Below are 13,844 nucleotides of genomic sequence, written 5' to 3'. Positions count from 1 at the left end.
TTCTTCGGGTCTCGCTTCCCTTTGAAGGGAGAACAGCCGGAGGTGACGGCACCTCATGTGACATCTCCGTGACTGGCTTGGGGCGGACCGGTGACGCGCGGGCCCGGAGCATCTCACGGGACCCGGGCAAGCGCACACGGGGGCAGCCTGGGGTACGTGGCACCCTCACCCTGTCCCTCTCCCGGAGGGCGAGGGGATGGGTGCGGGGGATGTGTTCCTGGGATTCGTGCTGTGGGGCGGCGGGGCTCTCTCAGTCCCGGTGGCCCAGGGCCCGGTCCAGGTTGTACGCCGCGCTGATGAGCGACAGGTGCGTGAGCGCCTGCGGGAAGTTGCCCAGCGCCTCTCCCGAGGGCCCCGTCTGCTCCGCGTACAGCCCCACGTGGTTCGCGTAGCCCAGCATCCGCTCGAACGTCAGCCGCGCCTCGTCCAGCAGATCCGGCCGCGTCACGCTCGCCCGCGTCATCGCCTCCACCAGCCAGAAGGTGCACAGGTTGAACGTGCCCTCCCGCCCCCTCGATACCCCGTCCTCCGTCGCCTCCGCGTCGTAGCGGAACACCAGCCCGTCCGACGTCAGCCCTCCCTGCGCCGGCGGCTTGCGCAGCAGGTCCAGCATCGACAGCATCCTCGGGTCCACCGGCGACAGGAAGAACACCAGCGGCATCAGCAGGTTCGCCGCGTCCAGCGCCATCGTCTCGTACGACTGGATGAACGCGCCCCGCTTCGCGCACCACCCCTTCTGCATGATCTCCTCGAAAATGAGATCGCGCGTCTGCAGCCACCGCGCCCGGTCCGCCGGCAGGCTGCGCTTGTCCGCCAGCCGGATGGCCCGGTCCAACGCCACCCAGCACATCATCTTCGAGTACACGAAGTTCTGCTGCCCCGCCCTCACCTCCCAGATGCTCTCGTCCTTGTCCCTCCAGTGGACGCACACCCAGTCCACCAGCCGCCGCAGGTGCCTCCAGAAGTCATACGAGATGGGTGCCCCGTATTTGTTGTACAGGTACACCGAGTCCATCAGCTCGCCGTAGATATCCAATTGCAGCTGGTGCGCCGCCCCGTTGCCGATGCGCACCGGCCTCGCGCCCCCGTACCCCGACAGGTGCAACAGCTCCTGCTCCTTGGGCACCTCGCTCCCATCCAACGCATACATGAGGGGCAGCGGCTCGCCCTCGGGCAGCGCGGCGATGCGTGCCTCCAGCCAGCGCATGAAGGCGCCCGCCTCCTTGCGGAAGCCGATGCGCAACAGCGCGTACACCGTGAAGGCCGCGTCGCGAATCCACACGTAGCGGTAGTCCCAGTTGCGCACGCCGCCCGGGGACTCGGGCAGGCTGCACGTGGGCGCCGCCACAATCGCCCCCGAGGGCTCGAACGTCATCAGCTTGAGCGCCAGCGCCGAGCGCTGCACCACCTCGCGCCAGCGCCCGGTGTAGCTGCACCCCGCCACCCAGTGCCGCCAGTAGTCCACCGTGCCGCGGAAGAGCACCTCCGAGGCCTCGTGCCCCATCACCGTGTCATGGCACGAGTCCGGCGCCCCCTCGCGCAGGCCGAACACCGCCGACTGGCCCTCGTGCAGCGTGAAGCGCCCGCTCACGCGCCGCCCGTCCGTCTCCAGCGGCACCGACGTCACCAGCGTCAGCTTCAGCTTCTCCGACAGGAAGCTCGCCCCGCCGTGCAGCAGCCGAACCTGGTGCGCGTCCCGCCCGTAGTTGAAGGCCGGCGCGCACTCCACCCGGAAGGCCAGCTCGCCGCGCACCACGCGGATGCGCCGCACCACCTCGCGCACCCGGCCCGCGCCCGCGTGCCCCATGGGCATGAAGTCCACCAGCTCGCCCACGCCGTCCGGGGAGTAGAAGCGCGTCACCAGCACGTTGCTGTCCGGCCAGTAGAACTGCTTGTGCACCACCCGCTCTCCGTCCACCTCCGGGGCAATGCGGAAGTGCCCGCCCTTCTCCGGATCCAACAGGGCCGCGAAGACGCTCGGGCTGTCGAAGTGGGGGAAGCACAGCCAGTCGATCGTCCCGTCCGTCGCCACCAGGGCGACCGTGCGCAGGTCTCCGATGACGCCGTGGTCCTCGATGGCCGGAGAGCGGGACGTCTTCTGCCCATTCATACGGACTCCTCCGCGCGTCCGGGCCCCGGCTTCACCCCGGCGGCCCCGCGTCATTGAGGAGATGTATGAACCGGCGGTACCGTGTGGACCTGGAGGACAGCCTCCGCCCGCCCGGCTACTCCCCCGCCGTGCCGCGCAGCGCCCGCACCAGCGCCCGGGCCGGCGAGCCCCACTCGGCCTTCACGTTGAGCGGCAGGCACACCAGCTCGTGCATGCCCACCTTCACGTCCGTCAGGTCCAGGCCCTCGATGATCCACACTCCGGCCTCGCGCAGCATCTGGTGCACGGCCAGGCCGTCCGTGTGGAAGCCCGAGCGCGACACGTAGTCCACGCCCACGCACGCCACCTGGCGCTCCACCAGCAGCCGCGCCGCCGCGTCCGACAGCCGCACGAAGTCCTCGCCGTGCGGCCGCTTCCACCACTCGCGCTGCGAGTTGCGCGTGCGCAAGAGCAACCGCTCTCCCGGCCTCGGCTCGTAGTCGGCCAGCGAGTCCGCCCGGATGCAGTCCACGTCGTCCAGGTGCAGCACCCGCGCCTTGCCCACCGTGGCGCTCAGCGGCAGCCGCTCCATGTCCTCCAAATCCAACTCGAGGCTCGGCGGCGCCGTCACGTACGTCCCCATCCACGCCGCCCGCTTGAGCCACTCGGCCTGCTGCGCCGAGCTCTCCGGGAGCTCCGCCCTCGGTGCCTCACCCTGGCCCTCCGGCGGTGGCTCCTCACCGAACGGCACCGAGATGTCCAGCCAGGCTCCCTCCATGTGCTTCCTCCTCTTCGGGACACGGGTGTCCGCTGGGGTTGAGAGACCCTCACCCTAGCCCTCTCCCAAGGGGCGAGGGGACCTACGCAGTGTCACCCGATTCTCACCGCCGGGAAAAGATGGTGGAAGCGAATCACCGGGCCGGCCGGTGGCGAGGAGCGACCGCGGACCTGTGCCACGGCCAACAGAGGAAGCCGCCGCGCATTGCAAAGCTTTTTATGGCCATTAGCGTCACTCCCCGTGGCATGGGCTGAAGGCTTCCACACCGCCACGAGGGGGGATGGCATGAAGCAAAACGGATTCGGGCAACCTCCGTTCCCTGTCGAAATCCTGGCCAGGAAATCCTGGGCTGCCTACCTCATGACGACATGTGGCTGGGGAGTATTGCTGGTGCTCATCGGGATGGCCGTCCTGGCATCGCGCAGCATTGGCATCTCCCTGATCGCCTCATGCTTTCTCGCCATCTACGTGTATGCCATCCTGTTGCTGCGCAGCTATTCCCTGTATTGTGATGGCGATGGTGTTTGGGTCCAAAGCGGAGTCCTCCCCTGGAAGAAGGGTGTCTATGGCGTGAAGTGGTGCGACCTGGACGCAGCGGTCTACCACCAGGGTTTTTCGAGCTGGCTGCTTCGCTCGTACACCATTCAACTCAGACACCGGTTCACCAAATCCGCCGAGATCCTCCTGACCCACATGAGCTGCGGTGACAAAGCCGTTGCACGCATCAATGAGTTGCACCTGCTCATGCTGGGACGAGTGCGGGCGGATGCGGATTTCGATGGATGAAGGACGTACGGATGGGCGGGGGAGGAACCCCCGGCCACCGCGGCCGTGAGGCCAGCACGGGGTCAGAAGACGATGACGTCCTTGATGTGGCTGCCCTTCTTGCCCGCCACCACCTCGGCGTAGTCCTCGGGGGCGTGCCGGGCGGTGATGAGCCGCTCCAGTCCTCCGGGCCACTTCGTCCGGAAGCGGCCGAGGTCCGCCACCGCCGCCTCGAAGTCCTCCGGTGCCGCGTTCACCGTGCCGAGCACCACCTGGTTGTTCATCACCCACTGCTTCATCAGCTCGCCCTCGTCCAGCTCGCCCTCCTCGCTGCCGGGCACGCCGGTGAAGACATACACGCCGTTGGGGGCCAGCCCCTTCATCAGCTCGAAGCCCGCGCTGGCCACGCCCGCCGCCTCGTACACCACGTCCGCCCGCCCCCGCTGCTTCACCAGCTCCTCCACCCGGTGCTGCTTGGAGGACACGTAGGGCATGCCCAGCGACTCGGACATGTCCGCCTTCGGGTTGGGCTTGGGCGAGCGCGAGTACATCGTCGTCTGGAAGCCCGCGCGCATGAGCGCCATGCCGCCCAGCAGGCCCACCGGCCCCGCCCCCAGCACCACCGCCCGGCCCCCCTCCTTCTTCTCCCACGGCATGCGTGTCTGCACGCGCGCCACCTCGCGCAGCGCCTTCTCGGCGATGGTGAGCGGCTCGGTCAGCACCGCCACGGCCCGCAGCTCGCGCGGCACCTTGTGCAGGTAGAGCGCCTCCTCCACGAAGTACTCCGCGCAGAAGCCGTGCGCCGCTTGAATGCCCCGCTCCGTGTACTCGCCGGTGACGCAGAAGTCCGAGTACCCCGCGCGGCACGGCGCGCACTCCGCCCGCGGGCACGGTCGGCGCACCCGCGGCACCACCAGCTCTCCAGGCACGAGGTGCTTCACCTGCTCGCCCACCTCCACCACCTCGCCCAGACACTCGTGCCCGACGATGAGGTGGTCCTCCCCCTCGGGAGGCTTGCCGTGCTTCTGCTCCACCACCTCCTTGTCCGTGCCACACACGCCCACCTCCAGCGTGCGCACCCGCACCTGCGTGGGCGAGCGCAGCTTCGGCTCGGGCACGTCGATGACCTTCACCTCGCGGCCCTTCGGGAACATCGCCACGGCCTTCATCGCGCCACCTCCTCGTGAGTCCCCGTCGATGCCCTGGAATGACGCGGCGCGCACCCGGACTGGCGCCCGGAACGGGCCCGGAGCCCCGGTGGTGGACACTCGGGGCGGGCGGGGTGCGCACCGGTGAACGGAGCCGGGCGTGCGTTTGCGCGTGCTCCCCACCCGGCACCGGGTTTATGACGGGGCCGTGAGCGATTCCGCGCCCTCCGTCACCCCCTCGCGCTCCCTCTTCATCGGCGCCATCAGCGTCCTGGCGCTGTCCGTGCCCTTCTTCATCTTCGGGCTGGCGTTCTTCGACACCAAGGCCCGCATCGAGTTCCAGTGCCAGCGCGGGGGGCCCTGCACCCTCACGCGCATCGGCTGGCTCAGCAAGGAGCAGCCCCTCACCTTCACGCTGGCGGAGATTGAGGGCGCCCGCGTCGAGCGGGACCGGAGCCCCCGGGGCGAGCAGCAGAACATCTACCGCCCGGTGCTCGTCACCACGCGCGGCGAGTTTCCCCTGTCCCACCACTGGATGGCCGAGGAGCGGGAGGCCAACCGCACCGTCGTCGCGGTGAACCGCTTCCACCAGAACCCCGAGGCACCGGGCTTCGCCATGTGGCACGACAACCGGCACCAGGCCAGCCGGATGGGCCTCATGTTCATCGTGGCGGCGGGGCTCGTGCTGCTGCTCGGGTTGTGGCTCACCTGGCGCGCCGTGCGCCGCCGCCGCCAGGAGCGCGCCCAGGCCGCGGCTCCGGGGGTGTAGGTCACCAACAGCTCAGGCCGCGGGCCGGACCGGCGCCTCCGCGTCGAACGGGATGAATCGATCCGGGTACGGCAGGGCGGCGGTGTCCACGTCCGCGCGGAGGATCTCCTCCATCAGCCGCTCGCGCCCGAGCAGCTGGTAGTACTCCGGCATTCCATCCAGGAGGCCCCGGGCCACCAGCGGCAGCAGCCGCTTCGCGATGCCCAGGCTCGTGCCATCGAGCCGGCTGCGCGCGAAGTGCACGTGGCCCACCTCGTCCACCATGATCTGCGCGAACAGTTCCTCGATGCGCGCCAGCGGCCCCGGCTGATCCCCGAACAGCTCCCGCGCCTTGTGCAGCAGCAGGTGGAAGAACGCCACGCCGCAGATCTCCCCGCAGAGCACCAACGGCAGGGACATCGACTCCGGCAGCCGCGCCATCGCCTTGATGAGCAGCTGCTGGCTGGCCTTGGGATTGAGCATCTCCATCTCGACGCCAATCACCCGCAGCACGTCCCTCAGAATCCGCGTGTGATAGAACTCCTCGATTCCGATGTACGTCTTCGGATTGCCCGGGTCGCCATCGCGCTCCAGCGTGCCGAGCCGATGCGCGTACTCGACGCCGAAGCGCTCGCCCCGGTTGGTCTTCGCCACGCACAGGGCCCAGAGCGTGGGCTCATCGAGCTTCTCCTCGGGCCGGTACCGCTCATGGTGGCGGTTGAACACGTCCTGGAGCACCACCGGCGCTCCGGTGCGCCGCACCGGCCGCTGCTCGAGGTCGCGGTAGAACGCCTCGCGGACCGAGAACGTGTGCGTCTGCCACTGGGGCTCTCCATCGCGCCCTTGCAGGTAGGCGAGGTAGCGCCGTTGGAAGTCTTCCTTCTGGGCGGGAGAAAGGGGCGTGAAGAGGTCGATCACACGTGAAGGCTGCCAGGGCGCACGGCGGCCCGTCAAACGAGCACGGCGGAACACGCCGTGCTCCTGTCGATTGCAATGACGCATCGCGCCCCATAGGAGGAGCGCGCACGGGAGCCCCATCCCGGGGCTCCTCCGAGGTCACCACGCATGTCTCCGCGTTCTTCCCTTCCCCTCCTGGGTGTCTGTGCGCTCCTCCAGCTCACCGCCTGCGACGACCCCGAGCCTCAACCGCCGGTGGACACCTCGCCGCGCACGGTGCGGCTGATGCAGACGAGCGATCTGCACACCAACCTCTTCCCCTGGGACTACTTCACCGGAAAGGCGGACCCCCAGCGCGGTCTGTCCAAGGTGGCCACGCTCGTGAAGCAGGCGCGCGCGGAGAACCCCGATTGCAACCTGCTCATCGACACCGGGGACACCATCCAGGGCACGCCGCTGGGCACCTACTACGCCCTGGTGGACAACGCGCCCCAGCACCCCATGGCCGTGGCGATGAACGAGCTGCGCTATGACGCCATGGCGCTCGGCAACCACGAGTTCAACTACGGCCTCGGCGTCCTCAACAAGTTCAAGGGCGAGGCCAGCTTCCCCCTGCTCGGCGCCAACATCCGCCACAGCGCCGATGGAGGCGAGGCCTTCACCCCCTACCTGATCAAGGACGTGTGCGGGGTGAAGGTGGGCATCCTCGGGCTGGTGACGCCCGGCGTCACGACGTGGGAGCGCCCGGAGAACATCCCCGGCCTGCGCTTCGATGATCCGCTGGAGACGGCCCGCGTGTACGTGCCGAGAATGCGGCAGGAGGGCGCCGACGTGGTGGTGGTGGCCATCCACAGCGGACCGGACAAGCAGCCCACCGGCAGTGCCTCGAATCCCGCCTCCTGGCTGGCCGACTACGCCGATCCCACCAAGTGGGCCGACCGCGGCAACCTCCCTGGCGAGAACCAGGCGGTGCAGATCGCCCAGCAGGTGGAGGGCATCGACGTGCTGCTCACCGGCCACACCCACCAGCCCATCCCGAAGATGCTGCTCAAGAATGGCCAGGGTCAGGACGTGCTGCTCATCCAGCCCAACCGCTGGGGCAGCCACCTGGGCCTGGTGGACCTCTCGCTCGTCCACGCGGACGGCCGCTGGAAGGTGGAGGGCAAGGACTCGCGCCTGGTCGAGGTGAACGCCAGCGTGCAGCAGGACGATCGCGTGACGCAGCTCACCCAGGGCCACCATGACACCACGCTCACCTACGTGAGCGCGAAGCTCGGCACCACCCGCGCCGCCTTCCCCGGAGGCTACGCCGCCCGCTACGTGGACAGTGCTCTCGCGGATCTCATCAACACCGTGCAGGAGCAGGCCGCCGAGGAGAACGGCCACCCGGTGGACTTCTCGCTCGCCGCGCTCTTCACGGACGAGGGCATGCTGCCCGCTGGCGACATCACCCTGCGCGACGCCTACAGCATCTACATCTATGACAACACGCTGTATGTGATGGAGATCAACGGCTCCATCCTGCGCCGCGCGCTGGAGCACAACGCGAACTACTTCGCGCAGTGGAACCCCAGCGCCCCGCCGGATGCCTCCAAGCCGGAGTCGGCCAAGGTGGGCAACGTGCAGAACTACAACTGGGACCTCTACTCGGGCATCGAGTACGGGTACGACCTCACGAAGCCCGTGGGCTCGCGCCTCACCCATTTGCGCTTCCAGGGCGCGGACGTGCGGGATGACCAGTCCTTCCGCATCGCCATCAACAACTACCGGGCCAGCGGCGGTGGCGGCTACTCCATGTTCAAGGAGGGCACCGTGCTGTGGACCTCGGCGGACGGGGTGCGTGACTACGTCGCCCGCTACATCCAGAGCCACCCCAACCTGGCTCCCAACGACGTGAACACGTGCAACTTCTCGCTCACGCCGGACCTGTATGGCTATTACTTCCAGGCCTCGCTCGGCCCGGTGAAGTGCTCGGCGCCGTAGTGTGTGCGCTCCCTCTCCCTCTGGGAGAGGGCGGGGGGTGAGGGTCGTCCCCGCTTGAAGACCCTCACCCTGACCCTCTCCCAGAGGGAGAGGGGACGTCCGCGGGAGACCTCCTATTGGAGAGGCAGCTCCAGGGTGGCGGTGGCGCCCTTTCCGGGCCCGTCGCTCTCCAGCAGGAGGTTGCCTCCCAGCAGCTTCGCGGCGAGCGCGCTCGAGTGCAGGCCGAAGCCATGCCCATCCTTGCGCGTGGTGAAGCCGTGCGAGAAGAGCCGCTCGCGGATCTCCTTCGCGATGCCCACGCCACTGTCCACCACCTGGATATAGGCCTTGTCCCCCTCGAACCGGAGCCGCACGAGCATCCGCCGCTCTCCCTCGGGCATCCCGTCCAGCGAGTATTTGGCGTTGCTGATGAGGTTGATGAGGATTTGCAGCACCTTGTGCCGGTCCACGCGCACCCGGCGCGAGTCCTTCAACTCCCGGGTGACGGTGACGCCATGGCGCTTGAGCGCCGACATCTGGATGCGCAGCGCGTCGTCCACCAACTCCGACAGCTCGCACTCGTCGATGAGCAGCGCCGTCTTCGCGTAGTTCTGCTGCACCTGGACGATGGAGCGGATGTGCTCGACATGCCAGCCCATCTCCAGCAGCCCGTCGCGCACCCGGCCCTGCTCCTGGAGGAGCTGATCGGTGAGCGCGGTGAAGTACTCCGGCATCTGCACCCCGCGCGGATCCTTCGTGAAGAAGTCCCCCAGGCGCCCGCGGTGCTCCTCGAACAACAGCGCGATCTGCTTGAGCCGGTTGAGGCGCGAGGCGGCCACCGTCTCGCGCATCACCTCGAGGTTGACGACGGCACTGGTGAGGACATTGCCCACGTTGTGCAACACATTGGAGGCGACCTCGGACATGCCCACCGCGCGCGCGGTGTCCACCAGGCGCATCTGCGCCTCCTTCAGCTCGCGGGTGCGCTCCTCCACCCGCGCCTCCAGCTCGTCATTCGCGCGGCGCAGGGCCGCCTCGGCGTGCTGCACCTCGGCGTACAGCCGCGCGTTCTCCATGGAGATGACGGCCTGCGAGGCGAGGTGCTCCAGCAGCTCGCGCCGGTCCGGGGTGAAGGCCTCGGCCGCCAGGTTGTTCTCCAGGTACAGCACGCCGTAGAGGGCCTCCTGGCGCAGCAGCGGCAGGCACAGCACCGAGCGCGCCCGGCCTCGCATCAGGTACTCGTCCGCCGGCAGCAGGTGCACCCGCGTCGCATCCCCGATGAGCACGTGCTCGCGCGTGCGCTTCACGTAGGAGATGAGCGTCCACGGCAGCTCGGCCGGCGCGCCCTCAGGGGGCAGGACGATGGGGTCCTCCGGTGACTCGCCGGAGATGGCCATCACCCGGAGCGTGTCCCCCCGCGCCAGCAACAGCGCGCCTCGCTGGGCCCCCGCGTTCTCGATGGCCACCTGCATGAGCGTGGTCACCAGCCGCTCCTGGACGATCTCCCCGGAGATGGCCCGCTGCGCCTTCACCACCGTGAGCGCGTCGATCCGCGTCGAGTCCGTGTCATACGAGGGCTCGTGCTCCGAGGCCGCGATCATCAGCTCCGGCCACCGGGCCTCCAGGTGCTTCACCTTGCCCTGCGCCCCCCAGCGCAGGTACGCCTCCCGCGCCGCCCGGGCATACGACTCGGCGATGGTCCGGAAGCGCCGCTCGCGCCAGTAGTTCGCCGCCAGCTCGCTCGCCAGCGCGACGTTCTGCACGAAGCCATGCTCCCGCGCCGAGTGGATGGCCTCCTCGTACGCGCTCATGGCCTCCTCGCTCCGGCCCGTCACCCGCGCCAGCTCCCCGGCGAGCATCCGCTCGGGGGCGAGGAAGTTCCCGGCGCAATGGCTCGCCCACTCCGCGAGCTGCCGATGGTGCCCGCGCAGCTCCTCGAGCCAGCGCTCCCGCTGCCCCGGCGCCGCCCCCGGCAGGCTCGCCGCCAGCGCCAGTCCCCGGTACAGGTGGAAGTCCAACAGCTGGATGTGTCCGATGGAGGTCCAGAGGATCTCCGCGGCCTTGTCTCCCGCCGCGAGGGCCTCCTCGTACGCGCCGCACATGAAGCGCGCCTGCTGCTTGAGGATCCAATACCAGCACCGCATGGTGCTCATGCGATCCGGGGTGAGCGAGGCCTCGAAGGCCTGCTCATCGAAGTCCTCTCCGCTCAGCGTGTCGAACGAGCGCGTGAGCCCGCGCAGCTGCTGCACGTAGCGCTGCGAGCTCCGGATGACATCCATCACATCCTGGAAGCCGCCCCTGCGCACGAAGTCATAGCGGGCGACCGACTCGGCGTAGACCTCGTCCAGGGGGTGGCCCAGCATGAGCCTGTCCGTGACGACGTGGTTGCAGCAGTAGAAGGCGGCCTGGAAGTCCCCGGCCTGCAGCGCGTGATGGAAGGCGCTCCGGATGAGCTCCAGCGAGCGGGCCATCGGCTGGGTCCAGGGGTTGATGATCTGCAGGCTGTAGAGCGCCATGCCCCGGGACGCGGAGAAGCCGTGACGCTCCACGAGCGCGCAGGCCAGCTCCCCGAAGGCATGGCCCTCCCGGTACTGCTTGAAGGCATGCCCCAGCACCAGGCCGTACCAGGAATAGCCAATCACCGCCGCTTCGCTGTTGCCATGCCACAGGCTCAGCGCCACCACCCGGCACAGCTGGAGGATGAGCAGGTGATTGTCGGTACAGCACGCCGGGGTGAACAGGGCCGCCAGCACCCCGAGCACCGCCTTCATGTCCGGGTCGCTCACCAGCGGCAGCTCCAGGAGGCTCTCGATGGAGCGCCCGCCCAACAGCGCCCGCACCTCCTCCTGCGCGGCCACCACCTCCTCCCACGAGGGGTGGGGCGGCAGGGGCATGCCCAGCGACTCCAGGCCCTCCAGCAGACACGCCACGGCCCCGTCGATCTGCCCCGCCCCCATGTGCAGCTCGGCCGCGAGGCGGTACACGGCCGCGGTGTCCGCGGGGCTCCTCCTCTTGGAGAGCAGCACGTCCACCAGCCGGCGCGCCCCGGCTGCGTTGCCACTCATCAGCTCGCTGGCGGCCCAGTCCAGGCACAGCTGGAAGGTGAACGCGGGGTCCACCGTCCAGGGGTCCCCCGGGAGCAGCTCGAAGGCCACCTTGAAGTACGCGATGGCCGAGCCGTGCGCCGCCGAGCTCCGGGCCTTCCAGCCCGCCTCGGCATTGAGCCGCGCGACGCGCAGGCGCTCCTCGGGCGTGTCGAGCAGCTCCACCCCGGCGTTGAGCTGCCCCACCACGTCGAAGAGCTTCTCGCGCAGCTCCTCGGGCGGCAGGCTCGCCAGCATCAGGCGGCCAATGCGCAGGTGGACGGCCTTGCGCTCCTGCGCGGGGACGAGCTCCTGCGCCGCCTGCTGGATGCGATCATGCAGGAAGCGGAGGCGCTCCGGCCCACTGCGCGCCAGCAGGCCCTCCTGGAGCGCCGGCTCCAGCTCGCGCTCCACCTCGAGCGGCTCCTGGCCGGAGAGGAGGGCCAGCTCGCGCAGCGCGAAGTCATTGCCCACGCACGCCGCGAGGCGCAGCAGGGACCAGGTCCCCGCCGGCAGCTGGCGCAACCTGCCCACCAGGAAGTCGACGACGTTGTCGGAGTACGCCCGGGCCCGGACGCCCTCGGCATCCCAGCGCCACCGCCCCTCCGGCAGGCGCGCCAGCAACCCGTCCTGGTGCAGCGTCACCATCAGCTGGATGAGGAAGAACGGATTGCCCCCCGTCTTCTCCAGGACGAGCGCCGACAACGGCACCACCACGTCCTCGCCCGCGCCCGGCAGCGCGTCGGCGATGAGCTGCTTGAGCTGCGCGAGGCTCAGCGGCTCGAGCCGCAGGTCCGTGAGGCGCGCCTCCTTCTGGCGCAGCTCCTCCCGCATCAGCATCAGCGGATGGGACGGGCTGACCTCGTTGTCGCGGTAGGCCCCCACCCACAGCACGGACGGCACCTCGGGGCCCACGAGCAGGTGCTCGATGAGCCTCAGGCTCGCCAGGTCCGCCCACTGCAGATCATCCAGGAAGAGGACGAGCGGGTGCTCGCGGGTGGCGAAGACGCCGAGGAACCGCTCGAAGACGCGGTGGAGGCGGTGCTGGGCCTCGGCGGGCGGCAGCTCCGGGACGGCCGGTTGCCGGCCCACCACCAGCTCCAGCTGGGGCACCAGCTCCACCAGCACCTGGCCCTGCGCTCCCCATGCCTCGTGCAGCCGCTCGCGCCACGCCGCCAGCTCCGCGTCGCTGCCCGCCAGCAGTTGCCGCACCAGCCCGCGGATGGCCCGCGCCAGCGTGGCGTAGGGGATGTCCCGCTGGAATTGATCGAACTTGCCCTCCAGGAAGAAGCCGCGCCGCTCCACCACCGGCCGCTGCAGCTCGTGGATGACGGACGACTTGCCGATTCCCGAGTAGCCGCTGACGAGCACCAGCTCCGGCCGCCCCCCTCGCGCCGTGCGCTTGAAGCCCTCGACGAGCGTGGCCACCGAGGCCTCGCGCCCGTAGAGCCGCTGGGGCATCTGGAAGTGGTGGGGGAAGTCGTGCTCGCCTGGCCGGAAGGCCTCGCGCTCGCCCCGCAGCAGCCGCTCCCGGCACCGCTCCAGGTCCGCCTTCAGCCCGTCCGCGCCCTGGTAGCGATCCTCGGCGGCCTTGGCCAGCAGCTTCATCACGATGGCCGAGAGCGCCGGCGGCACGGACTCGATGAGCTCGTGCGGCGGCGGGGGATGGCTGGCCAGGTGCGCGTGGAACCACCCGAGCACGTCCCTCGCCTGGAAGGGCAGCGTGCCCGTCAGCAGCTCGTAGAACGTGACCCCCAGCGAGTAGAAGTCCGTGCGGTAGTCCACCGCCCGGTTCATCCGCCCCGTCTGCTCCGGGGACATGTACGCCAGCGTCCCCTCGATGACGTGGGGCACCGCCGCGTCCACGTGCTCCACCCGCTGCAGCGTCGCAGCGCCGAAGTCGATGATGCGCCCCTCCCCCTCCGGCGTGAGGATGAGGTTGGAGGGCTTCAAGTCCTTGTGGATGACGCCGCGCCGGTGGATCTCCCCGAGCGTCGAGGCCAGGGAGATGGCCAGGCCGAGGAAGCCGGTGACCTCGAGCCGCTGGCCCACCCGCAGCGAGAGGGGCTCGCCCTCCACTTCCTCCAGCAGCAGCACGGGGCGCTCCTGGACGAGCTCGCAGCCATGCACCCGGGGCACGCCTCCCACGCCGCGCAGCCGCTGGAGGATGCCGTGCTCGCGGCGGTAGCGCTCCCACTCGCGCGGGCCGGGCGAGGGCTGCGCGGGCGTCTTGACGATGACGGGCCGGTTGTCCGCCCCACACACCGCGTGGAAGAGAAGGTTCGCGCCCGTCGAGCGCAGCGCTCCGCGCAGGGTATGGCCGGGAAGGTCCATCATGAAGGATCCGGCCTCGCAGCGGCTTCGGAGTTTCCAA

Annotated in this window: 8 protein-coding genes; 3 read left to right on the top strand and 5 right to left on the bottom strand. The window is 69.4% G+C overall.

The window, feature by feature from the left end; all coding sequences use genetic code 11:
* Window positions 1–250 precede the first annotated feature (250 nt).
* Window positions 251–2,110: a glycoside hydrolase family 15 protein gene (locus tag NR798_RS00515; protein WP_375769395.1), complete on the bottom strand. Its 1,860-nt coding sequence runs from the start codon at window positions 2,108–2,110 to the stop codon at window positions 251–253.
* 115 nt (window positions 2,111–2,225) lie between these two features.
* Window positions 2,226–2,867 (bottom strand): cyclase family protein, encoded by a 642-nt coding sequence (locus tag NR798_RS00510; RefSeq protein WP_375769394.1) that lies wholly within the window; start codon window positions 2,865–2,867, stop codon window positions 2,226–2,228.
* Between the two features lie 285 nt (window positions 2,868–3,152).
* Here NR798_RS00510 and NR798_RS00505 point away from each other — a divergent pair, with 285 nt between their 5' ends.
* On the top strand, window positions 3,153–3,653 hold the full coding sequence (locus tag NR798_RS00505; RefSeq protein WP_375769393.1) for a hypothetical protein: 501 nt from the start codon (window positions 3,153–3,155) through the stop codon (window positions 3,651–3,653).
* A 62-nt stretch (window positions 3,654–3,715) separates the two neighbouring features.
* Here NR798_RS00505 and NR798_RS00500 read toward each other — a convergent pair whose 3' ends face one another.
* Window positions 3,716–4,801, bottom strand: a complete 1,086-nt coding sequence (locus NR798_RS00500) for a glucose 1-dehydrogenase (protein WP_375769392.1) — start codon at window positions 4,799–4,801, stop codon at window positions 3,716–3,718.
* Window positions 4,802–4,988: 187 nt separating this feature from the next.
* Between NR798_RS00500 and NR798_RS00495 the strand changes: the two genes are divergently transcribed.
* Window positions 4,989–5,549 (top strand): hypothetical protein, encoded by a 561-nt coding sequence (locus NR798_RS00495; protein ID WP_375769391.1) that lies wholly within the window; start codon window positions 4,989–4,991, stop codon window positions 5,547–5,549.
* Window positions 5,550–5,561: 12 nt separating this feature from the next.
* Here the strand turns inward: NR798_RS00495 and NR798_RS00490 are convergent, their stop codons facing one another.
* On the bottom strand, window positions 5,562–6,446 hold the full coding sequence (locus tag NR798_RS00490; RefSeq protein ID WP_375769390.1) for a hypothetical protein: 885 nt from the start codon (window positions 6,444–6,446) through the stop codon (window positions 5,562–5,564).
* A gap of 147 nt (window positions 6,447–6,593) precedes the next feature.
* On the opposite strand from NR798_RS00490, the gene NR798_RS00485 reads away from it, so the two are divergent.
* Window positions 6,594–8,408: a bifunctional metallophosphatase/5'-nucleotidase gene (locus NR798_RS00485; RefSeq protein WP_375769389.1), complete on the top strand. Its 1,815-nt coding sequence runs from the start codon at window positions 6,594–6,596 to the stop codon at window positions 8,406–8,408.
* 113 nt (window positions 8,409–8,521) lie between these two features.
* On the opposite strand, the gene NR798_RS00480 is transcribed toward NR798_RS00485, so the two are convergent.
* Window positions 8,522–13,807 carry an AAA family ATPase gene (locus NR798_RS00480; protein WP_375769388.1) on the bottom strand — a complete coding sequence of 1,762 codons (5,286 nt, stop codon included), beginning with the start codon at window positions 13,805–13,807 and terminating at the stop codon, window positions 8,522–8,524.
* Between the last annotated feature and the right edge of the window lie 37 nt (window positions 13,808–13,844).

Source organism: Archangium gephyra, assembly GCF_042230915.1.
Classification (GTDB): Bacteria; Myxococcota; Myxococcia; order Myxococcales; family Myxococcaceae; genus Archangium; species Archangium gephyra_B.
Note: the sequence above shows the minus strand (reverse complement) of the source record. Positions and strands in the feature narration are given on the sequence as shown.